Source organism: Bradyrhizobium australafricanum (assembly GCF_020329495.1).
Lineage (GTDB): Bacteria > Pseudomonadota > Alphaproteobacteria > Rhizobiales > Xanthobacteraceae > Bradyrhizobium > Bradyrhizobium australafricanum.
This window is the reverse complement of sequence record NZ_JAGKJL010000004.1, coordinates 48,810-74,184: the sequence shown is the minus strand read 5'-3', so window position 1 is coordinate 74,184 and position 25,375 is coordinate 48,810. Positions and strand designations below refer to the sequence as shown.

22 protein-coding genes are annotated in these 25,375 nt (G+C 60.2%); 4 read left to right on the top strand and 18 right to left on the bottom strand.

All coding sequences use genetic code 11. From position 1 onward, the window contains the following. Window positions 1-16: 16 nt before the first annotated feature. The 6 genes from J6525_RS05710 to J6525_RS05685 are packed head-to-tail and all read right to left on the bottom strand — an operon-like array spanning window position 17 to window position 5,915. Window positions 17-505, bottom strand: coding sequence for a hypothetical protein (locus J6525_RS05710; protein ID WP_225642701.1), 489 nt, complete (start codon window positions 503-505; stop codon window positions 17-19). 15 nt (window positions 506-520) lie between these two features. Further along, window positions 521-2,092: a lipopolysaccharide biosynthesis protein gene (locus J6525_RS05705; protein WP_225642699.1), complete on the bottom strand. Its 1,572-nt coding sequence runs from the start codon at window positions 2,090-2,092 to the stop codon at window positions 521-523. Continuing rightward, entirely contained in the window at window positions 2,055-3,128 is a 1,074-nt protein-coding gene (locus J6525_RS05700; protein ID WP_225642697.1) for a hypothetical protein, read from the bottom strand. Before J6525_RS05700 ends, J6525_RS05705 begins: the two co-directional genes overlap by 38 nt. A gap of 47 nt (window positions 3,129-3,175) precedes the next feature. Then, window positions 3,176-3,829 (bottom strand): PIG-L deacetylase family protein, encoded by a 654-nt coding sequence (locus J6525_RS05695; protein WP_225642695.1) that lies wholly within the window; start codon window positions 3,827-3,829, stop codon window positions 3,176-3,178. Window positions 3,830-3,834: 5 nt separating this feature from the next. After that, entirely contained in the window at window positions 3,835-4,629 is a 795-nt protein-coding gene (locus tag J6525_RS05690; protein WP_028338408.1) for a glucose-1-phosphate cytidylyltransferase, read from the bottom strand. Beyond that, on the bottom strand, window positions 4,626-5,915 hold the full coding sequence (locus J6525_RS05685; RefSeq protein WP_225642693.1) for a class I SAM-dependent methyltransferase: 1,290 nt from the start codon (window positions 5,913-5,915) through the stop codon (window positions 4,626-4,628). The genes J6525_RS05690 and J6525_RS05685 overlap by 4 nt, the downstream gene beginning before the upstream one ends. A 208-nt stretch (window positions 5,916-6,123) precedes the next feature. On the opposite strand from J6525_RS05685, the gene rfbC reads away from it, so the two are divergent. Further along, a complete protein-coding gene (rfbC, locus tag J6525_RS05680) occupies window positions 6,124-6,654 on the top strand; it encodes a dTDP-4-dehydrorhamnose 3,5-epimerase (protein WP_225642691.1) in 531 nt (176 codons plus the stop codon). Window positions 6,655-6,658: 4 nt separating this feature from the next. Here rfbC and J6525_RS05675 read toward each other — a convergent pair whose 3' ends face one another. From J6525_RS05675 to J6525_RS05655, 5 genes are all read right to left on the bottom strand, one after another. Further along, the gene (locus J6525_RS05675) at window positions 6,659-7,978 is read right to left on the bottom strand and encodes a DUF4910 domain-containing protein (protein WP_225642689.1); all 1,320 of its coding nucleotides are present in this window, start codon (window positions 7,976-7,978) and stop codon (window positions 6,659-6,661) included. Window positions 7,979-7,996: 18 nt separating this feature from the next. After that, on the bottom strand, window positions 7,997-9,067 hold the full coding sequence (locus J6525_RS05670) for an NAD-dependent epimerase/dehydratase family protein (protein WP_225642687.1): 1,071 nt from the start codon (window positions 9,065-9,067) through the stop codon (window positions 7,997-7,999). Window positions 9,068-9,187: 120 nt separating this feature from the next. Further along, window positions 9,188-10,171: a GNAT family N-acetyltransferase gene (locus J6525_RS05665; RefSeq protein ID WP_225158756.1), complete on the bottom strand. Its 984-nt coding sequence runs from the start codon at window positions 10,169-10,171 to the stop codon at window positions 9,188-9,190. Between the two features lie 247 nt (window positions 10,172-10,418). After that, entirely contained in the window at window positions 10,419-12,380 is a 1,962-nt protein-coding gene (locus tag J6525_RS05660) for a pectate lyase family protein (protein ID WP_225642685.1), read from the bottom strand. Between the two features lie 44 nt (window positions 12,381-12,424). Beyond that, entirely contained in the window at window positions 12,425-13,801 is a 1,377-nt protein-coding gene (locus J6525_RS05655; RefSeq protein ID WP_225642683.1) for an O-antigen ligase family protein, read from the bottom strand. A 549-nt stretch (window positions 13,802-14,350) separates the two neighbouring features. Between J6525_RS05655 and J6525_RS05650 the strand changes: the two genes are divergently transcribed. Together J6525_RS05650 and J6525_RS05645 are read left to right on the top strand one after the other, a co-directional pair. Beyond that, a complete protein-coding gene (locus J6525_RS05650) occupies window positions 14,351-15,550 on the top strand; it encodes a polysaccharide biosynthesis/export family protein (RefSeq protein WP_057017391.1) in 1,200 nt (399 codons plus the stop codon). Further along, window positions 15,547-16,824 carry an acyltransferase family protein gene (locus J6525_RS05645; protein WP_225642681.1) on the top strand — a complete coding sequence of 426 codons (1,278 nt, stop codon included), beginning with the start codon at window positions 15,547-15,549 and terminating at the stop codon, window positions 16,822-16,824. Before J6525_RS05650 ends, J6525_RS05645 begins: the two co-directional genes overlap by 4 nt. Here the strand turns inward: J6525_RS05645 and J6525_RS05640 are convergent. Beyond that, on the bottom strand, window positions 16,760-18,055 hold the full coding sequence (locus tag J6525_RS05640) for a glycosyltransferase family 4 protein (protein WP_225642678.1): 1,296 nt from the start codon (window positions 18,053-18,055) through the stop codon (window positions 16,760-16,762). The genes J6525_RS05645 and J6525_RS05640 overlap by 65 nt on opposite strands. 270 nt (window positions 18,056-18,325) lie before the next feature. On the opposite strand from J6525_RS05640, the gene asnB reads away from it, so the two are divergent. Continuing rightward, window positions 18,326-20,266 carry an asparagine synthase (glutamine-hydrolyzing) gene (gene asnB, locus J6525_RS05635; RefSeq protein WP_225642676.1) on the top strand — a complete coding sequence of 647 codons (1,941 nt, stop codon included), beginning with the start codon at window positions 18,326-18,328 and terminating at the stop codon, window positions 20,264-20,266. 13 nt (window positions 20,267-20,279) lie between these two features. Here asnB and J6525_RS05630 read toward each other — a convergent pair whose 3' ends face one another. The 6 genes from J6525_RS05630 to J6525_RS05605 form a co-directional block, all read right to left on the bottom strand. Next, complete coding sequence (locus J6525_RS05630; RefSeq protein ID WP_225642674.1) at window positions 20,280-20,558, bottom strand: hypothetical protein; 279 nt, start codon at window positions 20,556-20,558, stop codon at window positions 20,280-20,282. A 2-nt stretch (window positions 20,559-20,560) separates the two neighbouring features. Beyond that, the gene (locus J6525_RS05625; protein ID WP_225642672.1) at window positions 20,561-20,773 is read right to left on the bottom strand and encodes a hypothetical protein; all 213 of its coding nucleotides are present in this window, start codon (window positions 20,771-20,773) and stop codon (window positions 20,561-20,563) included. 422 nt (window positions 20,774-21,195) lie between these two features. Beyond that, window positions 21,196-22,392, bottom strand: a complete 1,197-nt coding sequence (locus J6525_RS05620; RefSeq protein WP_225642670.1) for an NADH:flavin oxidoreductase/NADH oxidase — start codon at window positions 22,390-22,392, stop codon at window positions 21,196-21,198. Window positions 22,393-22,447: 55 nt separating this feature from the next. Continuing rightward, window positions 22,448-23,455, bottom strand: coding sequence for a LacI family DNA-binding transcriptional regulator (locus J6525_RS05615; protein WP_225642667.1), 1,008 nt, complete (start codon window positions 23,453-23,455; stop codon window positions 22,448-22,450). Window positions 23,456-23,674: 219 nt separating this feature from the next. Further along, window positions 23,675-24,562, bottom strand: coding sequence for an MBL fold metallo-hydrolase (locus J6525_RS05610; RefSeq protein WP_225642664.1), 888 nt, complete (start codon window positions 24,560-24,562; stop codon window positions 23,675-23,677). Further along, the gene (locus J6525_RS05605) at window positions 24,559-25,371 is read right to left on the bottom strand and encodes an aspartate/glutamate racemase family protein (RefSeq protein ID WP_225642662.1); all 813 of its coding nucleotides are present in this window, start codon (window positions 25,369-25,371) and stop codon (window positions 24,559-24,561) included. Before J6525_RS05605 ends, J6525_RS05610 begins: the two co-directional genes overlap by 4 nt. Window positions 25,372-25,375 lie beyond the last annotated feature (4 nt).

The window sequence follows — 25,375 nt, the reverse complement described above, 5'->3', positions numbered from 1 at the left end:
GTAGGGCGGCCCGGTCCTAGGGCGGCGTCGACGCGACCGCGGCCGGCGGTAACTTCGTCGCTTTCGCAGTGGCGGCACCGACGCTGAGCTGACCGGTCCTACGCCAAAGCAGCAGCCCTGCTCCGCCGCCGATCGTACAGATCACAAGCAGCACGATTTCCCCGCGCCCCAATCCACCAGAGATCAGTGCGTAGGGCAGCATGCCCAGCCCCATCCAGAAGAGCTTTTGCCACTGGTAGGAGTCGTACCTCTTGCCAAGATTGCGACGCTTGAACCACAGATCTTTCGCTTCGCGCGAAAACGGAAGAACACGTCGGCACACGGCCGGCACAAGGCGAAGCGCGAGCAGCAGGGCGAGAAACATCGTCAACGCGACGACGATACGATCGTCGCCGCCGGACAGCAGTCGGAACACCGGCAGAATGCAAAGGCCGAGGCCGATCCTCAGGAATGCCCCGGCGGGCCACGTGTCCAAGTTAATCAGGAAGCGCTCAACGGAGGTCATGGGCGTAATCCAGGATCAGGAGTTGACTTGCAGTCGTACAATGCCGAAATCGCGTAGCAAGGACCACGCGAGTTGCAGTGGCCGCGTGATCCTGAAGACACCAACCACGACGGCCAGGTAGGCCGTCACACAGATCACACTCGCGACCGGGATTCGCAGCAACCGCGGCAATTCCTGCAGGAATGCCTCCTGTATCGAGAAGGCGACCGCTACGGCGACCAGCGCAGCAATGGTCTGCGGCGCTGTCGCGCGCAGGACGTCCCCGATTGTGATCCCGACCGGCCTGCCGGCGTAGACCAGCGCTGGAACGAACAGCACGAACATGGTGACCGTGTAGGCGATCGTCACTCCGATCACGCCGAACGGCAGTCCAGCTGCAAGCGCAACCAATTGGCAGATTGCACTGAAGATGCCCCATCGCATCCACCGATCTGGACGCCCGACCGCGACATGGACCCAACCGAGAGTTCGCTCGATGCAGTCTGCAATGCCGCGAATGGCGAGGATACAGAGCAGGGGGCCCGCGGGAGACCATTTCTCTCCGAGAAGCACGATCACGATGTCATGAGCGCTCACGGCCAGGGCGGCGAAGGCGGGCCCCGAAAAGTAGCAAAGCAGTGACAACGCGCCTTCCCAGGAGCGTTTCAGTTCAGCCGCACTGTGCTGGAGCTTGCTCAGTCCCGACACCGCGATGTTGTGCAGCGGCTCACTGAGAATCGACAGCAGGTTGTTGTAGATCGTGAAGGCGTTCTGAAAATAGCCAAGCGGCCCTGCACCGAGGAAATAGCCCATCGCGATTCTGTCCGCCGAACGAGCGAAGTAATCCGTCATGGTGAAGCCGGTCACTCCCAGCCCGAACCGCAGCAGTTCCTTGACCATTGGCGTGAGTCTGGGCCTGCCCGGTATCCATCGACAGGCGGTCCAGGCTCCAACGACGGTCAAAGCCGACGTTATGATCGGCTTGGCGATCAGCGCCCAGTAGCCCCAGCCCGAAAGCGCCAGTCCGACGCTTGCAGCGCTTCCGATGATGTTCGCCGATATGTCGATCATCGCGATGCGGCGAAACTGCATTGCCCGACGCATCAACGCATAGTGCTGCGTCGACAAAGCCATCATCAGGAAGGTCACCGACAATGCCACCGCCATGCCCGCGAGCGATGGCTCGCCGAAGGCACGCGCTATCCACCGACCGGACGCAGCCAGCACGACAGCCAGCACGACGCCGATCAGAACATTCAGCCAGAACAACGTGCTGACCTCGGCGCGCGAGATGCTGCTCCGCTGGGCGGAGGCCTCGCTCATCCCGAGATCGACGAAAAGGGGCGCGAAGCCGATCAGGGCCAGCATCATGGCCACCAACCCGAAATCATGCGGTCCGAGCAGTCGCGCCAGTACGATCGTCGAGGCCAACTGAACGAAGATATTCAGTCCACGCGCAGCAATGAACGCCACGCCGCTGTGCAGCGACCTACGGCCAAGGCCAGAATATGGCTTGTTGTCCGCAAAATACTGATCGGTTCGTTCGTTCCGATGCACGCGTCGTTCCCGTTCAATTCGCCGGATTCTGGCTTTGAGGTACCCGCTCAAGCCAGATTTCCCGCCAATAGGGATAGATGGCGCGCGGGCAGAAGCGGCGGCAGATCGCATAGCGCGCCTCACACACGACATCCTTCAGGATGATCGCGTCCGTCTTGAAACGGACCATCTTGCACGAACCTTCGTCGATGATCTGCTTTTGACGCCTTTCGACCTCGTACTCGCGTTCCGTGAACGGTACCATCTCCGGATCAAAATACAGGCCGCGGTTGCGGTAATTGCAGTCCAGCGTCTCGAGGATGTCCTTGTACGGCTTGACGCGCACGACGTCGCCCACCTGCAGATCAAGCCGGGACTGCGGGGCCTTGCTACCCTCTGGCACACCGAAGGGCCTGATCGGATAAGGCACGCCACCTCTCATGCGCTGGAACGTGTCGTAGATCCAGCGCATCGCGGTGCCGATGCCGAGCCCTGCTTCGGTGACCGTACGCCAGACCGAGAACGTCAATCCGGCGACGAGATCCTGCAGCCGAACGTTACCCGAAGTGTAGTCCTCGACATACTGACGCGGATCCCACCACTTCAGGGGTTGCGTGGCGAATTTTACCTGTGTGTTCTGGCAAACGTAGGTCGGCTCGGTTTCGCCCACCTTCGGCGGATGCTTGATCGTGCTCCACAGCGTTTCCTCGCTGCAGCCGCCAGACCTGAACGGCTTGCCCGCGCCATCTGGCGACGGCCTTTTCTCACCCGCCGGCTTCAACCAGGCGTCCTTCCAGAATATCAGACAGGCCGCCTCGCAGCCGTCATGGGCCGCGCCGTTGCAGCGGATGTTCTCGAGATGGACCGTGTTCAGCATCTTGCGCCCGCCGATACCGAGCGCGGGATCGCAGGTCTTGTGAGCTCGCTTGCCAACGCGAAGCGTCTTGCCGCAATGCTTCAGCATCTCGGGCATGAAGGGCATTTCCTCCAGGCGGCCGTTGGCATCCAGCGTCGCGAGGATCTCCTCCTTGCTTCTGACCTCCACCAGGTCGCCAGCGCGAAAGATACTTGAAAATAGCGTGCTCATATCGTGCGCCTTGAGATACACCCTGAAATCAAAACTTCACCGGCTGCGTGATGTCCGCGCAACCATCGTCAGATCAGTGTCAACTTTCGCCCGAAAAATGCCTCGGCGAAGCGTTCCGTAGCCCTGCACTCCATGCCCCGAATCCGTGCGAGGCCGCGAAAGGTGTCTGCATCGAACCACTGCTTGGATCGCTGCGTGCCGAAATGCTTGAGCAGGATTTCAATCTTACGATCGAGGGCCGCCGCCGATACCGGCATGTAAACGTTGGGTTGACCGAAGTCGCCATCCCACTTCGGGATCTCATATTCCAGAATCTGATGATCACGAAACGTGTTCCAGGTCAGGCGGCAGACCTGACGATGGTCCTGATGAGCATCATCCCTGCGATGCGTCAGAATGACGTCGGGCTCGACCCGCCGCTTCAGCGATTCAAACCATTCCTTGATGGCCTCTCCCCTTTCCGGGAAGAATCCATCGGGAAACGACAGCACCTCGACATTCGCGGATGCAGCCTCGCACAAGAAGTCGGCCGCCGATGCTCTGGCCTCAGCCTCCCGTACGGCGCCACCGCTTAGAACGCACCAGTGCACGTCCAGTTTGATACCGCGCTCGATCAGACCCAGCAGCGTCGCTCCCGCGCCGATTTCGATATCATCCGAATGGGCGCCAAGGCACAGGATCGACAGATGGTCTCCGGGCCTGGCAAGCTGCAATGCTCTCATTCCGGTTATGCCGCGCTGGCTACCGACGAGTGATTCAGCCGCCACGGCGTGTCGCCGCGCTCCACCATGTCCTCCAACACTTGTCTATCGCGCAGGGTATCCATGGCGCGCCAAAAACCCTCATAGCGATAGGCCATGAGATGACCGCCCTCGATCAAACGGTTGAACGGTTCCTGGACGAGTTCTTCTCCCTCCTTGATGTAGTCGAAGATTTCGTTGCGGAAGATGAAGTAGCCGCCGTTGATCCAGATCTCGGACTCCTGGCTCGAGCGAATCCGCTGCACCGACCCCTCGGCGTCAAACTCGGCAAGGTGGAAGCTGATCGGTGGATGGATCGCCACGAAGCAGCCGATCTTTCCGCTTTCCTTGAACTTCTGGATCATGTCCGGCAGCGGCGCGTCGGTCAGCCCGTCGCTGTAGTTCGCAAGGAACATCTCCTCGTCCTGGACGAGATGGCGGACGGCCAGCAAGCGCTGCCCGATGTTGCGCCATGTCCCCGTATCCACCAGCGAAACCCGCCAGTCCGGTTGATGTTCGCCGATCAACTCGACCTTTTTGCCGTACTCCGAAATCACGCAGTCGCTGTTCGCAGTCGCGCGATAATTGAGGAAGTAATCCTTGATGACGTTCGCCTTGTAGCCAAGGCACAATATGAAATCATTGTGATTGTACTGGCTGTAGTACTGCATCACATGCCAGAGGATCGGCTGATGGCCGATCGGGACCATCGGCTTCGGTATGCTCTCCGAATACTCGCGGATCCGCGTACCGAGACCGCCGCAAAAAAGGACAACCTTCATGGCGCAACCTCACGCGGATCAATGATTTCGACGTTAGGAATCGGAACGATAAACTTGCAGCCCCAGTCCGCGACATGCCGCATTTGCGCGACGATTTCCCTCTTCAAATTCCAGGGCAGGATGAACAGGTAGTCGGGACGGGCCTCGTCGATGGCTTCGACCGGGAGGATCGGAATGTGCATTCCCGGCGTATAGCGGCCGTGCTTGTAGGGGTTGCGGTCCACGGTGAAGTCGAGGAAGTCGGTACCGATGCTGCAGTAGTTGAGCAGCGTGTTGCCCTTGCCGGGAGCGCCATAGCCGCAGATCCGCGCCCCCTTGTTCTTGCTCGCGATCAAGAACGACAGCAGTTCGCGCTTGGTGCGATGAACCCGCGATGTAAACTGCTCGTACTGACCTATGTCTTCCAGGCCGATCCGACGCTCATGGGCCAGCAGTGCGGTCACCGCGGCGGAGACGGCGTGAGTCGCATCGGCGCGGCAGAGATAGACGCGAAGCGAGCCGCCATGCGTTGGGATCTGCTCGACGTCGAAAACCTTCAGATCATGCCGCCGCGCCAGACGATCGATCGTGACCAGCGAGAAATAAGAGAAATGCTCGTGATAAATGGTATCGAACTGATTTTCGTCGATGAGCCGCTCAAGATGCGGGAATTCGAGCGTAATCACGCCTTGCGGCGTGAGCAGGCACGCCATTCCGGCGGTGAAATCGTTTAGATCCGGAACCTGTGCCAGCACGTTGTTGCCGATAATCAGATCGGCGCGCTTGCCATCTGACACCAGCTTCCGCGCCAGCTCCAGGCCGAAGAACTCGACCATTGTCGGGACGTTCTTCTGCCTAGCAACTTCGGCCACGTTGGCCGCCGGCTCGATTCCCGTGACCGGCACCCCGAGCGGCAGGAAGTGCTGCAACAGGTAGCCGTCGTTGCTCGCGATCTCGTAGACGCGGCTCTCGGCACCAAGGCTCAGCCTGGCCTTGATCATCTCACAGTAGCGCCGCGCATGTTCCACCCACGACGTCGAATAAGACGAGAAGTAGGCATACTCGGTGAAGATATGCTCCGGTTTGACGTATTCCTGGAGTTGCACCAGGAAGCAGGACCCGCAAACCACGGTGTGCAACGGGTAGTACGGCTCCATGGCGTCGGTCTGGTCGGCTGTGAGAAAACTTTCGCAGAGAGGCGACATCCCCAGGTCGACAAACGTCGATTTCAACGTCGCGCCGCACAGACGGCAGTTACCGTGAGAGGATTTCGACCGAATCGATTTGAATCTCGAGTGAGCGTTCATTGGGCCGTACCATGAATATAGGATTGCCGAATATGAGATTGCCGGCGCTTAAATCGGGCTCGTTAGATTGAATTTTATCGTATGAAAGCGAACAATATGAAGCGATATCGAACAACAAGGTAAACCACGCAGTTGCTGAAAATTTTAGTAAAATTGTATAGAATTGGTCGTCGACAATTGGCCTCTCGGCCGGGAGTGGATGCATCCCATGCGCTTTGAAGCAACAGGACTTGACGGAGCGTGGCTCGTCAAACTCGAGCCTGCACACGATGAGCGCGGCTTTTTCGCGCGCACGTTCTGCGAAGACGAGTTTCGTGCACATGGGCTCGTGACCAAATTTCCCCAGCACAGCATCTCGAGCTCCTCGCGCAAGGCAACATTGCGCGGAATGCACCTTCAGAATGAGCCGCACGGCGAAGTTAAGCTCGTGCGCTGCTTGAACGGATCGATTTGGGACGTCATCATCGATCTGCGTGCGAGCTCGCCGACCTTTCGTCAATGGCGCGGCTTCGAGCTTTCAGCGGAGAACGGTTCACAGCTCTACATCCCCAAGGGGTTCGCACACGGCTTTCAAACCTTGAGCGACAACGTTCAGGTCAATTACCTGATTTCGGAGTTCTACGAGCCTTCGGCTGCTAACGGCGTCCGATACGACGACCCGATGTTCGGCATCAGCTGGCCTCTGGCCGTCAGCACGATCTCCGATAAAGACTTGAACTGGCCGCTTCAGGGTACCTGAGCGCTTACCGCACAGGCGCGAGAAGTCCGTGACGCTCGAGCACTTTTGCTGTCTTCAGAGTGACCGGGAACGGCAGGTCGGCACGCCTGGCGATATCAAGCAGAGAATGATGTCCGTCGGACAGATTTAGAATCCACAGCATCGCCATGTTGGCTGCAGCGGCGTCCTTGTCGCCGCCGATCGCACCATAGAGTCCGCGTCTGCCCAGTTGCGGTTCGCCTTTCGGCGACGTGTTATAGTAGCTGCGGTTGCCTTCGAGCAGGTCGATGACTTCGGAAATGATGCGGAAGGAACCCCCGAGGTGCTCCGGCCGAATGAAGCTCAGGTCGTCGGCCGAGGTGTGATACTGCGGGATGGCGCCGAAGCGGCTGCGCTGAAACAATCCCACCGGCAGGTTGAACCCGGGCGAGCAGTATTGCCGCTCATCATAGCCGTAGGGCGAAAACTCCAATATCGTCGGCGCCAGTTTGGAATGCTGCAGCGTGTGTATCATTGCACGGTCGATTTCGGCATCGCCCTGCCTGCTCTTCTTGTATGTCGGACCGGCGCCGTCTCCGACCATTGATACCACGAGGCCATGCTTGATACGAGACACACGATGCTCATTGCGGGCGAGCCAGGTGATCGCGCCAATCGTTCCTGGCGCAAAGAGAAACCGATAGCTGTATCGCGTTCGCATCTGGGAGATGCGGCTCGCGAGCTCCGCAAGCAGGGCCAGGCCGGAACAATTGTCATTGGCAAGCGAGGGATGACAAACATGCGCCGACAGAAGCACCTCGTCGTCTGACTCTCCCCGGTGAAAATACTCACCATAGGTCAAATGCCCGTCGGCGAGGGTCGAGTCGATCACGACCTCGTAGCTATCGTCCCGCAGTTGCTCCAGCTGTCGGTGGGCCATGCAGAAAGCCCAGTTTTCCTGGTAGTAAGACGTTCGGTAGGGGACCAGGTCCGGCTGATCGGGCAATGTGAAGATGTGGGACTTAAGCTCGTCCAGCGACATGGTGCGGCGCACCGGCACGCTGTAGCTCATGACGTGCAGGTTCGATTGGTTGAAATCCACGACCTTCCGGCCCCGCGGGTCCTTGATGTACGCGTCCCGGATGTTCCACTCACGCGGCACGACCCAGTCGAGAACAGGTGTACCGGTCGGCACCTCGTGGACATCAAGGGAGACGTGCGCACCGATCTCCCGCAGGGTCTGCCGCACACCGTTACCGGTAATGCTGCGGCAGATCGGGTAGATCTTTTGGGCAAGCGCAAAGATCTTTGCGCCTGAACTCGTGCCATCGTCTGCCGCCGACACGCCGTCCTCCTGGTGTGTCAAAATCGATCGGCGCGTGTATTAGTTCGCAACGAGAGCCGATTGCCCGACACTCTGCCTCGACTCTACATGGCGAAGATCCACATCGAGCACGCCGTCCGCCAGCAACTTGTTGACGTGGCTGATGCGCTGATACCGGGGACCCTCGAACTCTTCGAGCGTGATGCCCGAGGCCCGGTAGGCCTTATAGAGTTGCTCCGCGCCCATCTTCGCATCCCATTGCGGCTTGAACTCCGGCAACCGGGTTCGGATCTTTTCGAAGCTCACGCGATAGGACCGCGTGTCGGGACCGGCGCCATCGGCAAATTCGATCTGACAGCCAGGGACAACATCGGCGACGATCTTCGCGAGATCGCGGATCTGGTAGTTGTGCGCCGTCTGGCCGACGTTGAAAGCTTCATTGAACACCGCCGCCTCGGGAGCTTCCATCGCAGCGATAAAGGCGCGGGAGATGTCCTCGATGTGAACGATGGGCCGCCAGGGCGTGCCGTCCGACTTCAAGAGGATCTTTCGCGTTGTCACCGCCCAGGCAACGAGATTGTTCAGCACGACATCGAATCGGAGCCGGGGAGATACGCCGTAAGCCGTTGCGGGTCGCAGGTAGACCGGGCAAAATCCGTCACCGGCGAGGCCGGCGATATCGCGCTCCGACTGCACCTTGGATTCGCCATAAGCAGTCACCGGGTTGAGGGCTCCGGTTTCGTCGATCATCCCGTCGCCAGCCTTGCCGTAGTTGCTGCAGGAGGACGCAAACACGAACCGTCGCACACCGGCTTGCTTGGCCAGCTGCGCGAGGCGCACGCTGGCTACATGATTGATCTGGTCGGTAAGGCCAGGTCTCAGATTGCCGAGCGGATCGTTCGACAGCGCGGCAAGATGCAGGACCGCGTCAAAAGCCTTCAGGTCCGCAAGTTCGATGTCTCGCGTGTCCTTGCAAAGGGCCGGCACATCCACGATCGACCCGCCCTCTGCAAATGTGCAGCGAGAGTACAGATCGCTGTCGAGGCCCACGACTTCGTGCCCGGCACGCCGTAGCATCGGGGTGAGCACTGTTCCGATGTAGCCGAGATGTCCGCTCACGAGAACACGCATCTAAACGCCTCCAAATTTATTCTGTTTCTATCTCGCCTACTTATTTCAAAATCGCCCGCTGATGCACGTATTTGTAAAACCTTAGTTAATGGCGCGCCTGAAATTGCGGGAACGATCCGCTCAGGACGACGGAAAATGGTTGAGCCGTACCCCATGATCGTTGACGTCGCCGGTAGCGGCGCCAGGCGAGAGACGCCGCAGCAGCGCTTGGGGAACTCTGCGTAGTTGCCGGTGAAGCCGGTAACGTGTGGTGGAGCGGCTGACGTCGAAGCGATTGGCCAGTTCTCCGCCGAACGCCACAACGAATTTGTATCGCGCCTCGTTTTCGATTCCGCCATCGAAATCGAAATGAAGGCCCCGCTCGTGCGCCAGCTCGATGCCACTCCAGAGGAGCAGACTTACTGCGCCTGGATGCGCAATGCTCCTGTCCCGCGATGACAGGAAATAGTGCACGAACTTGTGGTCCCAGACGAAGAAGACCTGGGCGTGGACGTTGTTGTTCGAGTCCACCGCCGCGAGGATCTTGCATTGCTGTCGCTCGCTCGCGGCGGCATAGACAGCTTCCAATCGAGAGAGGTCGAAATACGATTTCGCGCCCTCCAGGTTGGCCTGGTAATACTTCACGAAGTATTTTGGGGACGTGACTTCGCGAATGGCGAGCCGTTCCCGCGCGCGTCGTATCACGTTCTTTGTCTTGTCGCGCAATCCCGACCAGAGCTCGTCTCGGGGGATCGTGCATTTCAGCATGAAAGTCGGATGCGCGCGCACCTCGTAGCCGCACGCGAGGAACGCGGCCACATCGCTAAACCCGGTATCGAGCGTCATCTCGACGTGATCGAAATCCGCGACCTGTTTGAGCAGGTCAGTGATGACCGCATGCGCCAACCGCATGCGCGCTTCCGTCTTGCCGGACTGCAGCGTGACCGTCGGTCCGAGAAAGCGCGTGATCTGAGGCATCTCACATATGTTCATCCCGCCTTCAGTACGCGTGACGAACCGGAGAGAACCCACGACGCGCCCGCCACGCGAACAAGTGACTTCGCGCCAGCCACCGGGAGCCAGCGCATCCAGCCACCAATCCTCGTGAAAGACCGATTTGCGCATCAAATTCCTCTTCCGGAGACTAACCGGATAGCGAATCGGCAATCTGATTAAACCAAAACGTGCAGAAATGCCCAAGGTCCGCGCGGATCAGAAGGCCTTAGCTTCTATTGTAGTTAACGACGTCTGCAGCATTTAAATCGGGGCGCTCGCCTAGTTAGCCTCTGAGCTCGGCGTCGGTCAGGTGACGCATTGACGCAATACCGCGCCTGTTCAAAACATATTTAATCATTGCCCGCGAGGCGTGTGCTCACTGCGAACTTTTGCGTGCCGATCCATCCAAGCTCGGCTGCAAGAACGGCGTGCCGGCGTCATAGCGCGCTTTGGCCGGAAGCACATGAAGCTTCGTCTCTCCGACCGGGTCCACCCAAGGCCACTCGTATCCGCGCCCGGCGTCGAAGAACGGGGGGCGGCTTGTGAGGTACATGGAAGCAGGCAAGGCGCGACCCTCGCTTCCGGAATCCCAGTGCGTTTTGTTGGTGAGGTAATCAAAATTGCCATATCGAATCGTGGACGTCGCAACCTTTGCGTCCGTCGGATACGGCTTCACGGCGTCCCAACCGAGCATCCAGACGCCGGGCTTTGCGTCGGTAAAGCGGGTTTCATACGACCAGCCGTCCATCTGACCGGGAACCCCGAGCACGTTTCCTATGAAAGACATCCAGTAGGAATACGCCATCAGACCGGCAGCGCGACGCGGCCCATTGCGGGGCTGCGACACATCATCGATCGTCCCGCCAGCCTGATTGTCGAACGCTGCCCGGACGCCGCGCAGATAGTTGCGGAAAAACGTGTGATAGATGCTGTTGCCGTGAGTGTCGTCGCTGTCGGCGTTCTGAGCGTAGTTGCCCTCGAACAAAACGTGATGGGCGCCCACCATGTGGCTGGCGTTGAGCCCGGTCTCGATCCAGGCTCCGTTCGTATTGATGTAGCCCATGTCCATGTAGTTATAGCCGACCACGGAGCCCGCCCCGGCGGAACGCGCCACCACCAGCTTGTTGGCCCTCACGGCAATTCCATTCTCGATCAGAACTTCCGACGATCCGGCGGAAAGACTAATGGCATATCCGCCTCCGCCGGGTTGAGCCCAGGCCGCGTCGTGCACGTAGAACTCGCGCAGTTCGACGCGGAAGGAACTGTGAATTGCAAAGCCTTCGCCGTGCCAAACCGAATTGTCGACGTTCTTCGCCCACGAAGAAGCAGCCCAATTGAAGCGAAGATTGCCCGCGTCGCCCCCCTTGAGCGCCAGATCTTCGACGCCCGCGTGCTTCACATGCGGCTGCGCGAACCGTGACAGTTGAGCTGCGTTTGCTTTCCGATAGCTGATGTGAATTGGGGTCGTGAAGGTGATCCTGGAACCGGAGACGGTGCTGATCTCCTTGATCTCGGCGACGGGCCGATCAGGTCTCCCGAACCACGATCCAGCGCTCTGTGGCGTCGACGGAAACCCATCGGGTGCAAAGTCGTCGACAAACTGAATTGCAGGCTTGTGCTTTTGCCAGACAACCCTGAAATCTTCCGACGCCCAGATCTGCCCTCGCCCCTGCGGGTCGACACGCCAATCAGCGCCCGACGCCTCGTCGAGCAGCACGATCTGTCCAGGTACAAAGCCCGCAGCGTCGTCGACCTCGACGGTTTTTTTGCCCTTTATTGCATCATTCCGAAGGTTCGCTGATCGCACGGCATTGACCGTATCGCTCGTGCTGGAGAAAAGCGACGGTCCCACCACGACCAGCGGAGACGGCTTGGCACCGACTGCGTCGTTAAAAGGTTTCGCGCCATCTTGCTTTTCGAGCATCGTCCGGCCCGGACCGGAGCCGCGCAGCGTGATTGCCTTGTTGAGCAGCAGGAAATTGCCGCCATTGATCAGAAACCGCCCCGCGGACAGTTGCACGACCTGCCCTACCGGACACGCGTTGATTGCGCCCTGGATTGCCGCAGCGTCATCGAGTGTGCCACCACGAGGCGACAGCGTCGCGCAGATGGTTTTTCGAATGGGTATCCCACCCTCGGCCATCAGGCCGGGTTGCCAGGTCGTCGCGCGATCTGAGGGCAGTATTTCCATCGAGTCGAGAGCAAAAGCAGACGAATGGCTTGAGCATGCAACGAAGATCATCGTTGCAACCAAACACCGCCAAGGCCGCCGCAGGGCCGCTCGCAGCGTCTCGTGACCAGGGTTGCGCCGCATCGCGATGACCTTCCGGTTGAACATGCATCCTCTGACTTGCAGCGCCGAACCGACTGGCTTCGCGCCTGCTAGCGTGACCTCACGACGTTGATGGGAGTCGACGGCGGCCTGAGCCGCGGTCCGTGGATGCGCCGCATTGCTGGACGCCTGGCTATTGCCGAGTTGGCCGCGGGACGCGCCTGCCCCCAATATCTGGCAGCTTCAACCGCGGCTATGACGAACACGACCCACAGCATTTCGAAGCCGCGCATCCATGTGCTCTCGAGACCGTTCGTAATGGCAACGTAGAGAACGATCGACAGCAGGATCCATGCCCGCGAAAGATCAAACCGCGCCAGGCGACCGATGCCGTGTATCGTCGCAAGGATGAACGCGACAAGCAGAAAAAATCCCGCATAGCCTAGTTCAAGCAATGTGTCTTCGTACCCATTGTGGGCGTTGGGCATCTCCTTGACCCAGCCCGGCGCTTCCACGATGCTCGGCGCGTCGGGTCCAACCAGCCAGAACGACTGATAACCCCAGCCCAGCAGCGGCTTCTTTGCGATTTGCATGTTTGCAAAATCCCAAATGATGGTACGGCCCGTGAAAGTCGAATCGCCGTACAGCATGTACGACACGCGATTCATGCTGAAGCCGGTGACGAACGAAAAAGCCATCCAGCAAATCGGTATCGATACGACAATCACCCACACCGGAACGCGGATAGCCCTGGAAAGCTTGAGCAAGGCCCAGGCGAACGCAGGGACAAGCACCGCAAGAGCAAGCGCCGTCTTTGAATTGCTCAGCAGCAGCAGGGCAACAGACATGAGCGCGGTAACGATACCGAGAATCCGTCGCCGTCCGGGATGAAGCAGTTCATGGAGCGCAAGCAGGAATGCAACGGCAGCGCATTCGCCTAGATAGTTCTTGCCCGAGAAGTAGCCGGGGTAGCCCCATGTGGCGAACTTCACGTCGATCGGCGGCCTGCCCATGACGAACAGCATGTTGAGCACGGCAGCGATGAAGAAGCACCAGAACAAGCCGCGTAGCAGGTCGGTCGATCGAGTGGCAACGATCGCCGGGAGCGCGATCGAGGCAATGATCATGGCCTGCTGCGCAAATCTGATCCCCGAAGCCTCCGGCTTGAATGCCCAGGCAACGCTCGCCCCCGCCAGCGCAAGATAGGCAAACAGTATGATCAGGATCGGTGGAAAGCGGAGTCGCGACCGATTGCGCAGCGCAACGACGAGCGCGACTGCGGACAGGATCGGCCAAAAGATTTTGCTCTCTGGTCGAGCTTCCAAAAGACAAGCCGAGTCCGTCGGACTACAGGTCACGAGGATCAGGGGAAACGCAATCGTGGCGTAAACACAAGCCAGCAGCGGGATGATTGCGTATCTATCGATTACCCGACCGGACGGAGGCGCCAAGCCTGGTCGCTGAGAACGCAATACGGCTTCGTGCATGCTCGGTGCCTGTCAACTCCAGTCGCCAAGGCAGCACGCTGATCGTTAATCGCCTGCCTTGCCCGATCGTGGGGCCGCGCAGCGATACGATCAGCCTCTCAATGGCACTGGCGCCAACACGTACTCAGGCACAGCTCCGAACACCAACGATAAGTCAATCTTTCCTGAATTTTTATAGTGAACGCTTCGTTAACGCTTGTCCCCTAGCGTGGCGCACAGGGCGGGCTGTTTCGCTTGGTCGATTGATATTCCGGGAAATTGTGGATGCCGCGTAAGCACATGTTTACTCGCGAAAATTTCTTCCGAGCCTCTGTCCGGCAGTGCGACAGTCGATGCCGGACGGCGACGACCGTAAGCGGCGCGCAAACAAGCGCGAAGAAGAGACCGGCGTTTACCAAGACTCCGTTCGTTAATCTTCGTTAACCAGGGTCCAATGTCGTGCCGAGAAGTGCAGGCAAGAGTAGTCAACGAACGCCGCGCCTGACCACTCGCGAAGTGGCGCCGGCGCATTCGGCTGGCAATTCCTCACGTCTCGGTGGTGGCCGCCTATTGGGCGCCCTGGCCATCACAGCGACAATCGCGCTCGCTGGCTGCTCGACCATGCCGACCTCGGGACCGGCAAGCTCCTATGTCCGCGCGGGGCAGACCGACCCTGAAAGCGTGCACTATGCTCTGGTGCGCCTGACGGCTGACACCGAGAGGGTCCTGGTGCGCAACTCCAGGCGGATCGACCGCGTTTTCACGGATCGCCGCGGCCCGCCCGAGATTCGCTTTGGCATCGGCGACACAGTCAGCGTGACGCTGTTCGAATCGATGGCCGGTGGCCTGTTTACTCCAACCGAAGCCGGCACGCGCCAGGGCAATTATGTCACGTTGCCCAATCAGGCCGTGAATTACAAAGGCAACATCACGGTTCCGTATGGAGGCTCGATCCGCGCTGCGGGCCGGACGCCGGAGGAAGTCCAGAATGCGATCGTGAAGTCCCTGCAGGACCGTGCGATCGAACCACAGGCAGTGGTTGCGCTGGTGGATCAGAAGGCAACGTCCATCAGCGTATTGGGCGAGGTCGGAACGCCTGCACGCTTGCCCGCAAGCGCCAGCGGCGAGCGGCTGCTCGACATCATCACACGCGCGGGCGGCCCCAAGAATCCCGGCTTCGATACCTGGGTGACCCTCGAACGCGACGGCCGGCAGGGTACCGCACCGTTCGGATCGCTGCTCAGCCAACCGGCAAACAACATCTTCGTTCGCCCCCAAGATACGGTCTACGTATTCACGCAGCCGCAAACCTTCCTCGCGATGGGCGCTTCCGGGCAACAGGGGCAGTTCTCGTTTGGAGCCTGGCGCCTGACACTGGCCGAGGCCATGGCGAAGGCGGGCGGCCTCAAGGATGATCACGCCGACCCTGGATCCGTGTTTATCTACCGAGGAGAGCCACGCGAAGTAGCCAAGCAGCTCGGCGTCGACTGCACTCGCTATAGCGGACCCCTTGTCCCCGTTATCTATATTCTCGATTTGAGAGATCCCGGCGGCTACTTCATCGCGACAGAATTCGAGATGCGGAATAAAGATGTCATCTTCGCGTCCAACGCAAATTCTGTCGAAGCGACAAAGTTCATGACTTACCTTCGGATGATCATCGGCACAGTGAGCGATCCAATCGTCGCCGGGATCGATGCCTACACGCTGAAGGGACTCGCCAACGGCAGCATCTCTGGCGCGACAACCATCGTTACGTCGTCCCGATGACGACAATTGGCCTGGCGGAATCGGCTCGCGCGGCAGGTATGCTGCCGGCAACCGAATCCGCCGAGGCAACAGTCCGCGACCGGTGGCCCCGCCTTCACGGACACATTCCTGCGCTCGACGGCGTGCGGGGACTTGCCATCGCAATGGTGATGCTACTGCACTTCGTCGGCAATACGTTGCCGACCAACGCTGTCGAGAAGATCGTCGTCGGAATCACCAACTACGGCTCCTATGGCGTCGAGTTGTTCTTCGTCCTGTCCGGCTTTCTCATCACCGGAATCCTCTATGATTCACGGGAGGAGCCGAACTTCTTCCGCAATTTCTATATACGGCGAGTGCTGCGCATTTTTCCGCTCTATTATGGCGTGCTCGCGCTTGTCTTCTTCGTCGCTCCGCTTTTGAGCCCGCTGCGCGGTCCGACCCTCGACTATCTGATAGATCGTCAGGCCTGGGCCTGGCTGTACGGAGTCAACGTCTACATCGCATGGAACGGTGACTGGTCATTCTCATATCTGGAGCATCTCTGGTCGCTTTGCATCGAAGAACATTTCTATTTCTTCTGGCCGCTCGTCGTATATCTGGTCGCGAAGCAACCGAGAAAGTTGATTGCGGTCAGCCTTGGCCTATCGGTTGCTGCGATGCTCGCTCGCCTGGGCGGCTCCTTGGCCGGACTTAGCTGGTGGACAACCTATGTGTTGACACCGTTTCGCCTGGACGGTCTGGCCCTTGGCGCCTTTCTCGCCGTGGTCGTCCGACAACCGGGCGGACTTCGGCGACTTGTGGGTGCCCTTCCATACGTTGCGACCACTGCATTTGCCTTGCTTTCCCTGACTTTCATCTGGACGCGCCTGGTGACCGACCAAGGTAACGCTTTCGTCCTTCCGGTTCGGTCTTCCATCATCACCGTGCTGTTGGCTTGTCTCCTCATCTGGGTGCTTGTTGCGCCAAAGCGTTCCTTGGTATCGCGCCTTTTCTGCAGCCGACCCTTCATGCTTCTCGGGACCTATAGCTACGGCCTGTACGTCTACCATCACTTTATATCGTACTATCTCGTGACTCATCGAACCGAGCTTACACTCGGCGAATGGCTCGGCTCTCACAGCGCAGCCGTGGCAATACAGGCGACAGCGGGAGCACTCGTCTCGCTGCTGATCGCTTATCTGAGCTATGAATTCGTCGAAAAGCGCTTCCTGGACCTGAAGCGGTTCTTCAACGCTCGGCGCGCCGTTGCTGCTGGCGAAGCGTTGGCGCCTTCCCATCCGTACCGCAACTGATGGCGAGCCTCGTACGGTAAAAACCCTCGAGAGCGCGAGCTGCTGAACTCCAGGCATACTTGCTTTCGGCCAAATGCCTTGCGGAACGTCCGAGATCCGCAGCGCGATCGGCATCGCCCAGTAAGCCGCTGACACGGGCGGCAAAGCTCTCGACATCGTCCGCGATCATGATGTCACGATCCAGCATGGCCTCGATCCCCTCGGCGCCCAGGGTTGTCGAGACGATTGCCTTACCCATCGCCATAGCCTCGACAATCTTGAGCCGTGTCCCGCCTCCCAATCGCAGAGGGACGACGACGACCGCCGCCTCGGCAAGATGCGGTCTCAGATCCGGCACGAAGCCGGTGAACTCGATTCGGGGACCTGCCAGCGCCAACAGGGCGGAGGGCGGCGAACCGCCAATGATCTTGCAACGCGCATCCGGATGGCTGGCCGCGATGCGCGGCCATATATCATTGATGAAGTGGATGACACCGTCGACATTCGGTGCATACGACAGGAGGCCAAAGAATACGACGGTGCGTCCGTCGGGCTTCGGATCGTCGGCACGCGGGCGATAGAACTCGATATCCGCGGCATTGGGTATGACGGCAGTCCTGGCTTCCGGCACTTCTTCAAGCAGCCGTCGTTCGTCAGCAGCGCTGCACAGATAGACGCCGTCTGCGTCACGATAGGTCCCGAGTTCCTCCTTCCGAAGCTTACGCCAATTGACTTCGGAATAAAGGCGACGAAACAGGCTGTCGCCGCTTTGGGCGTACTGGCGGGCGAGGTCGTAGTCGATGTTGTGAGAATCCACGACCAGTACCGGAAGCTTCTCTCCTGCCGGCGCCTTGCGCAGCTCGTAGTGACCAAGGAACGTGAACTCGAGATTAACCACGTCGAAGCGCGTCGACCCAAGCAAGTCATCCAGCGTCTGACGCACGACGTCTGCCGTGATTCGCAAACGCTCGAAGCTGAGGGGCGATACCAGGGAGCGCAGTTGAAGCAAGCGCTTCGGCATCCCATCGCGACCGAACGGGTTACGCACGAGCACCACCTTGCGGCAATAGGCCTGCATGGCAGTTCGGCATTCGTCGATGTCGTGCTCGTCATCCACGAGCATGACTGCCGTCAGGTCATGGCGCTGAGCCAATTCCGTCATCAAACCGTGCATGCGTGCCTGCGCGCCGATCCGCGGCGGGCTCGCAGGCATCTGTGACACGAAGAGAATATTTAGGCGGTCTGAGTGCATCGATCCAAACCTGCCTGCCGACGTCGACAGGTACTGAGATGCTCGCTGGGGTCCACATTCACATAGCTCGGCTTACTCAATGCTTAAGCCGAAGCCTTGCGTTAATAGTTGCCTCGTTCCTCTTAACGAAACAATGATAGAAAGGCGGCGTGTCCATTTATCCGCTTGGATTTTCGACGTAGAAGCATTGCCGAAGCAGTCTTGGTAGGTTCTCCGCAACGTTACCTCGTGCGGGCCAGCTCAAGCTCAAGCCGCGAAGGCGACGATTGAATGTGCGGTATCTCGGGTATCATCGGCCGGCTTGACGAAAACAACCGAGCCGCGCTCGCTCGGATGAGCAAGGCCATGATCCATCGCGGGCCGGACGGCCATGGCTCGTGGGCTTCGACGCCGGATGCCCGCGGCTGGGGTGTCATGCTCGATCACCGCCGCCTCTCGATCCTCGATCTGTCGTCCGCCGGCGCCCAACCGATGGTGGACGATACAACCGGGCACGTGATTTCGTTCAACGGCGAAATCTACAACTATGTCGCCCTGCGCAAACGCCTCGAGAGCGAAGGGCAGTCTTTTCGGTCCAGCGGCGACACCGCCGTCATGCTGCGGGCACTCAGCCTGCATGGCCTGGACGCAGTTGGATGGCTGCGCGGCATGTTCGCATTCGCAAGCTGGGATCCGCAACAGCGACGACTTCTGCTTGCGCGCGACCAGCTCGGCATCAAGCCGCTCTATATCGCGCAGTCCAGCAATCCGAACACGACGTGGTCGCTGATATTTGCATCCGAATTGCGTGCATTGCTGGCCTCAGGCTTGCTCGGAACGCCGCGTCTTGATCCGCAGGCGGTTGCGAGCAACGTATGGAACGGGTTTGTTGTCGGCCCCTGCACCGCCGTTCAGGGCGTTGAACTTCTTGCGCCGGGTCACTACGCCGAGTTTGACGAGACAGGCCGTAGAATAGGCGAGCGCGATTTCTGGCGCATTCCCGGAGAGTCGCCAAAACCGACAATGGACGAAGCGACGCTTGCCTCGATCCTCGACGCAGGGATGAAGCTTCACCTCGCCAGCGATGTGCCGCTCGCCATTTTCCTGTCGGGCGGCATCGATTCCTCCGCGATGGCAAATCTCGCGCAACGGACCGCTGACGCCCCGGTTCATACTTTCACGCTCGCGTTCGAGGACCAGCAGTTCAACGAAGCGCCGTTCGCAAGGCAGACCGCTGCGGCAATCGGCACTCAGCATCATGAGGTGGTGTTGTCCGAGCAGCGGTTCGTCGACAGTCTGGACGACGCCCTCGATAGTCTCGACCAGCCAACCTTCGATGGACTGAACGCCTATTTCATCTCCCGGGCCATTCGCGAAGCAGGCTTTACCGTCGCGTTGTCAGGAACCGGGGGTGACGAGCTGTTCGGCGGGTATCCGACGTACCGCGATCTTCCGATCTTGCAGCAGTGGTGTCATCGGGGCCGCGCATTTCCCAGAAAATGGCAAGCCAGGGCTGCAGCTTTGTTGACTTGGCCCCTGCGACGATCCTCGCATCCCGTGCCGCCTCAAACGCGCTGGGCGAAGCTTCCGGATATGGTCGATCGTAGCGAGGATCTGCTGGCGTTATACCAGATGGCCTACGCGCTCTTCCTGCCTGGATTTCAGGGTGAATTGCTTGCACCGGATTTCGCGGGCGCGCTCGTGGAAGGCCTTCCCGACGCGATGCGCCGGCGGCTGACGGCCGAAACGGCCGGCCGTACCCCTGTTTCCGCTATTAGCGTGATGGAACAACGTCTCTTTTTGGGTGAACGCCTCCTGCGCGATAATGATGCAGCAAGCATGGCCAGCTCGCTCGAGCAGCGCGTTCCGCTGGTCGACCACGTATTGTTTGAAAGCGTCGACGCCCTGTCGGACGAAGCGCGATATCAGCCTTTGGGGCGCAAAGATATGCTTCGGCGGATCGGATTGCGCGGTCTCGATCCTGCGCTCTTCGAGCGCCCAAAGACTGGCTTCGTCATGCCCTTTGACCGGTGGATTCGCCGCGGATTGAAGGACGCCATGGATCGAACCATGCGCGATCCGCAGGCGATCGCGCCTACCGGCCTGAATCCCGCAGCGGTTGAGCGACTTTGGCGAGCCTTTCTCGACGGAGCGCCCGGCATGTACTGGTCGCGGGTCTGGTCCATCTACACGTTTGTCCGTTGGTGCCATCGCAACGGCGTTTACGCATGAACAGCGAGTGCCTTCACAGGCTTTCTCGCCGCTCACTCTGACCATTCGTCCAATCGATAACGTCGAACTCGAGCCCTCGCTTCAGCATCTCCGCCTCAAGATCGCTGGCATGCCGCTTCCATTCGGCCGTCGACCGGACTCGGAATTTGGGATCTTTGCCGCTTGCCTCGAATTCATCGTCGGCCTCGAGCGCGCCGCGGATAGCTTCATATATCATCCTCAGACTGGGATCGGTGATGGCACTGCAGGCCATTGGTTTCAGTGTCTCGATCTCGTCGAAGTTTTTGCTCATGACTATGGTCGATCCTCATCTATGCGCGCTAGCGCGCCTTCGATGACCTCGATCTCCTCGCGGAGGATATCGCTCACGATCGACGGCTTGAACCCTGGAATGGTGTGCATCTGAACATCATCCAGCAATTGCTGACGATGGTGCCTCAGCTTTTCCAAGGCTTGGCGATCCTTCAACGAAACGTAGCCGGCAACGATCTGCTCGATGGCTTTCATCGGAAATGCGCTCTACAATAAGAATAACGTACTGCAATCTCCCGATTAAAGTGGCCAAATCGCTTCCTGGCAAGGCCCCCGCCTTTGTGCTCGTGCGGCAGCGTTAACGCTCAGTCCGTAAAAACCCGGACCCTCCACGAAATGATTCCGCCGCTTGTCGGGATCCGGCTGAAAGCGAAGAGGTCGGTTCGATCGTCTTGGTCGAGTCGCTTCCACGCAACACGATGGGGAAGGTGCATAAGAACCTGTTGCGCGACCGCTTCGCCAAGATCTACTCGGCGCAGGTTCAGCAGCGAACCTGAAACGCGCTGCTGGATCCGCGCTCCGATACCCGTCGCGCAGCACCGCGGATCCTCAAAGATAGCAGCGATGCCGTGGACGGCGTTCCGTTCACCGGCTGCGAGCGATGTGTGTGACGCCAGTCAGGAGTGACGCGTAACGACGCCCGTCGGCGTGGCAAAGTCCTGGAGAGTCTTGATCCGCTTCTCGAGCCACCAGCCGAACTCGGGCGACCAATCCTCGAAACGGCTGTTGATGCCGAGATCGTGCGCCCAGTGGTGGGCGATGTTGGGATTGAACTGCGACTGCCGCCCGACGGCAATGAGGTCGGCCTGGCCTTTTTGAAGGATGGCCTCGGCCTGCTGCGCCTCGAGAATGATGCCGACGGCCATGGTGGTGATATCCGCCTCCTCGCGCACGCGCTCGGCGAAGGGAACCTGGAAGCCGAGGCTGCGCGGCACTTGCGCTGCCGTAGCCGCGCCGGAGATTCCGCCGGAGGAACAGTCGACGACGTCGACGCCGCGCGCCTTCAGCTCGTGCGCGAAGGCGACCGTATCATCCATGTTCCAGCCCTCGACGGTGCCGTCGACGGACGAGACGCGCACGAACAGCGGCATGTCCGCCGGCATTTCGCGGCGCACCGCCTCGACGATCTCGAGCGGCAGACGCATGCGGCCAGCGCGGTCGCCGCCATACTCGTCATTGCGTGTGTTGGAGACCGGCGACAGGAACGAGGCCAGCAGATAGCCGTGCGCGGTGTGGATCTCGATGGTGTCGAACCCGGCGGCAACCGCTCGCCTTGCAGCGGCTGCCCAAGTACCGACCATGGCCTTGCACTCGGCAGTGGTCAATTGCCGTGGCGTCAGCCAGCCCTTGGCGACCGGCTCGGCGGTCGGGCCGACCGGCTGCCAGATCCTGGCGCCGGCTTTCAGATTCTCCTCGGTCAGCGGCCCCATGCCCTGCATGGCGGACTGTGCCGACGACTTGCGGCCGCCATGGCCGATCTGGATGCCGATCGCCGTCCCCTGACGCTTCATGAAGGCGACCAGCGGCTTGAAGCTCTCGGCCTGCTCGTCATTCCAGATGCCGAGATCGTTTTCGTTGGTGAGTCCGACTTCCTCCACCGCCGTCACTTCGACGAAGACGAGCCCGAATCCACCGAGCGCATAGCGACCAAGATGTACGAGATGAAACGCTCCGCAGGTATTTCCCGGTTCGCAGCTGTAATGGACCATCGGCGGCACGACGAGGCGGTTCTTCAGCGTAAGGCCTCGAATCGTGAGTGGCTGGAACAGCATCGGCCGCTCGTCTTCTTTGCCGTTGATCATTTCGCCACTCATGGAACTATCTCCTTGCATGCTATGGCCGTCCGTTCGTGCCATGGACGGCAAGTCTTCAGGTACGTCTTGGGGGCCCCAGCGACGCGCGCGGGATGAACTCGTTGGGCACGAGCACGCGCCGCGGCTCGTGCGGACCGTCGTTTCGGATGCGATCGAGCAGCATGCCGGCCGCAATCCGGCCGACCTCCGCCTGATCCCAGCCGATGATGGCGACGGCCGGTGAGACGAGCTCGGCGAGCTCGGAATGGCCTGACGCGATCAGCGACAGGTCCTCCGGTATCCGCAGGCCTCGCCCGCGCACCGCGCGCAGCACGCCCGACAACATGTCGATGCCGCCGGAAATGATCGCGGTCGGAGGGTTGCGCTGGCCGAGCAATGCCGAGGTGATACGAAATCCCGCGCCGGGCAGGAAGCTCCCGGCGTGAACGAGCGAAGGATCAGGCTCGAGATTTCGCGCGGCAAAAGCCTCCTGATAGCCGCGAACGCGTTCGCGCGCCGGATAGAGCCCGGCGTCGCCGGTGATCAGCGCCACGCGCCGATGACCAAGATCCAGCAAATGACTGACCGCGACACGCATCCCTTCGGCGTGATCGGCCATAACGGCATCAGTCCAATCCGGCTGATCACGATCGATCAGCACGATCGGAATATCGAGATCGCGCAGGAAGGCCTCGAACTCACCGGCGACCGGCGTGTATGGCCCCATCATCACGCCGTCGGCCTGCCGCCGCGACAGCCGGCTGAGCAGCTCTCGCTCACGCTCCTTGCGGCCTTCCGAGTTGGAGATGAGCAGCGAGAAGCCGACCTCGTCCAGCACGTCGTGCGCGGCTTTGACGAAGCCCGCGAGTTGCGGAATGTTGATCTCACGCAAGATGCAGCCGATCGTGTGGGTCGACCGGATGCGCATGCTCTGAGCCACCGCGTTCGGCGTATAGCCCAGATCATCGATTGCGCGCTGGACCTTCCGGCGGATGTCGGGATGGACGGTGGCATTGGCATTGAGCACCCGCGACACCGTGCCGGTCGATACGCCCGCTGCGGTCGCCACGTCGCGGATCGTCAATTTGCTTCCGCGACCTGCCGTTTGCTGTTCTGCCATCACCATCACCGGGGCTGAGATCTCAATCCCCTGCACAATACGCGGAAGCCAATTCGGCCGCAGGTGCTATCAGCCGGCCGAAGGCAAATGATTTGTGCATTTCTCCACCGTGATCCAAACGGCCTGGCCTCCCGTCCTTGTTCCGGAACGATCAGATGGCGTCGGCTTCGACGATATTGCGGCTCATACTTCGAACGCCCACTGCTCCGCCACCAGGTTGTATCGGCCCGCCTCGCGCCGCATATGTCCGAACCCGGGGAAATGCAGATGCATGCCGCCGACCAGCATGTCGTCAGTGACCACCATGTCGAACATCATCTGACGAGCGGCTGCGGCGGCCTCGGGGTCGGTGTCGAATTCCATCGTCACTTCCGGACGTGCAACCTGGATCTCCGGCACATGGACCGTGTCCCCCCAAACCACCATTGATTCGCGGACGCGCGATACGACATAGGCGGCGTGGCCGGGGGTATGACCGTGGATCGGGATCGCCGTGACGCCCGGGAGCACCTCGCCCTTCCGGAATGTCTTGACGCGATCGGCAGCCATATAGGGCTTCAGCTGGGTGCGGCCGGCCTCGAAATAGCGGCGCCGGGGCCGCTCGGCGGCCTTGGCCATCGCCTCGTCGTTGAACCAGTGATTGATCTCGTTCTCATGGACGATGACTTCCGCGTTGGGAAACAGCCGCGTTCCGGTTGCGGCATCTGTCAGCCCGTTGGAATGGTCGGGATGGACGTGAGTCAGCAGCACCGCGTCGACCGAGGCCGGATCGATGCCGGCGGCAGCGAGATTTGCCGGCAGACGGCCGCAGGTCGGCCCCATCAGATCCGCTGATCCGCAGTCGATCAGGTAGGTTCGGTTGTCCATGCGCACGGCAAAGGCGTTGACCGAGATGCGCGGCGGCGAGGTGCGATGATCGCGCGCCAGGATGGCTTTGGTTTCCTCCTCGGGGATATTGCGAAAGATCGTGTATCCCATGTCGACGTAACCGTCGCTGAGGCCGGTGACCAGCGCGTCGCCAAGCCTGCGGTGATAGACTCCTGCGACTTGCGTTGAGGGTGAAGTGCTCATTGTGCGTCCCCTTGCCAAAATCTTGCAACGATCGCTGGATCGTCGCGCCTGTGGTGCCAGCTCCGGCCCACGCCAAGTTGCGCCTTCGACCAGAGCCTGATCTGCATCAGCGCGTAGGCCCAGGTGACTGCAAACACGTCCATCACGGGAGCACCGGCGATGCGGTAGACGCCGTGACGAACCAGGAGTTCCGCCAGCACACCTTCCGCCGGAATGATGACGTCAGCGCCGTGCGCCACCAGGCGCTCGGCCGCGGCGGTGAAATTTGCGATGACCGGAGCCGGATCGACGTAAGCGCGCGCCAGTTGCGGCTCGTCGAGCGGCGGATCCATCGCCGCAACCTCCAGCACACGGGCGGCGAGCTTGTGCTTATCGACCGCAACCTTCGTCATCCACTGCACCGCCGGCGCATTGGAGATCAACGCCACATAGCTGCCGAGCGAGCAGCCGACCAGAAGGCCACTCTCGGTCAGCGAGGCGACGGGAATATCCACCGCGGAGCGGATCTCGCGCAGAAACGGCTCGCTGAACGAACCGATCACGAAGGCATCATAACCCTGCCGCTCGGCGGTGATCGCATTGTCGATCACCCGGCTGAGAATGCGGTGATAGGCGAATGCATTGCCGAGCACCGCAGTGGCCGAAGCGCCGGCGTATGATCCGGACGGAAGCCCGTGGACGACGACCTCGGCGTCGTCGCCAAGGATTTCCGCCGCATGGGCCTCGAGCGCGCGCTTGTAGACTTCGAGATGATCGAGCTCGTTGACCGACTGGTGCCAGATGCGCGGCGTCGATCCCTTCCCAGGCATTGCT

Excerpts from the sequence above, each read along its gene's own strand:
- J6525_RS05710 (WP_225642701.1), bottom strand. The coding sequence starts at position 505 with ATGACCTCCGTTGAGCGCTTCCTGATTAACTTGGACACGTGGCCCGCC.
- J6525_RS05695 (WP_225642695.1), bottom strand. The coding sequence starts at position 3,829 with ATGAGAGCATTGCAGCTTGCCAGGCCCGGAGACCATCTGTCGATCCTG.
- J6525_RS05690 (WP_028338408.1), bottom strand. The coding sequence starts at position 4,629 with ATGAAGGTTGTCCTTTTTTGCGGCGGTCTCGGTACGCGGATCCGCGAG.
- J6525_RS05685 (WP_225642693.1), bottom strand. The coding sequence starts at position 5,915 with ATGAACGCTCACTCGAGATTCAAATCGATTCGGTCGAAATCCTCTCAC.
- rfbC (WP_225642691.1), top strand. The coding sequence starts at position 6,124 with ATGCGCTTTGAAGCAACAGGACTTGACGGAGCGTGGCTCGTCAAACTC.
- J6525_RS05670 (WP_225642687.1), bottom strand. The coding sequence starts at position 9,067 with ATGCGTGTTCTCGTGAGCGGACATCTCGGCTACATCGGAACAGTGCTC.
- J6525_RS05665 (WP_225158756.1), bottom strand. The coding sequence starts at position 10,171 with ATGCGCAAATCGGTCTTTCACGAGGATTGGTGGCTGGATGCGCTGGCT.
- J6525_RS05660 (WP_225642685.1), bottom strand. The coding sequence starts at position 12,380 with ATGTTCAACCGGAAGGTCATCGCGATGCGGCGCAACCCTGGTCACGAG.
- J6525_RS05655 (WP_225642683.1), bottom strand. The coding sequence starts at position 13,801 with ATGCACGAAGCCGTATTGCGTTCTCAGCGACCAGGCTTGGCGCCTCCG.
- J6525_RS05645 (WP_225642681.1), top strand. The coding sequence starts at position 15,547 with ATGACGACAATTGGCCTGGCGGAATCGGCTCGCGCGGCAGGTATGCTG.
- J6525_RS05640 (WP_225642678.1), bottom strand. The coding sequence starts at position 18,055 with ATGCACTCAGACCGCCTAAATATTCTCTTCGTGTCACAGATGCCTGCG.
- asnB (WP_225642676.1), top strand. The coding sequence starts at position 18,326 with ATGTGCGGTATCTCGGGTATCATCGGCCGGCTTGACGAAAACAACCGA.
- J6525_RS05630 (WP_225642674.1), bottom strand. The coding sequence starts at position 20,558 with ATGAGCAAAAACTTCGACGAGATCGAGACACTGAAACCAATGGCCTGC.
- J6525_RS05625 (WP_225642672.1), bottom strand. The coding sequence starts at position 20,773 with ATGAAAGCCATCGAGCAGATCGTTGCCGGCTACGTTTCGTTGAAGGAT.
- J6525_RS05620 (WP_225642670.1), bottom strand. The coding sequence starts at position 22,392 with ATGAGTGGCGAAATGATCAACGGCAAAGAAGACGAGCGGCCGATGCTG.
- J6525_RS05610 (WP_225642664.1), bottom strand. The coding sequence starts at position 24,562 with ATGAGCACTTCACCCTCAACGCAAGTCGCAGGAGTCTATCACCGCAGG.
- J6525_RS05605 (WP_225642662.1), bottom strand. The coding sequence starts at position 25,371 with ATGCCTGGGAAGGGATCGACGCCGCGCATCTGGCACCAGTCGGTCAAC.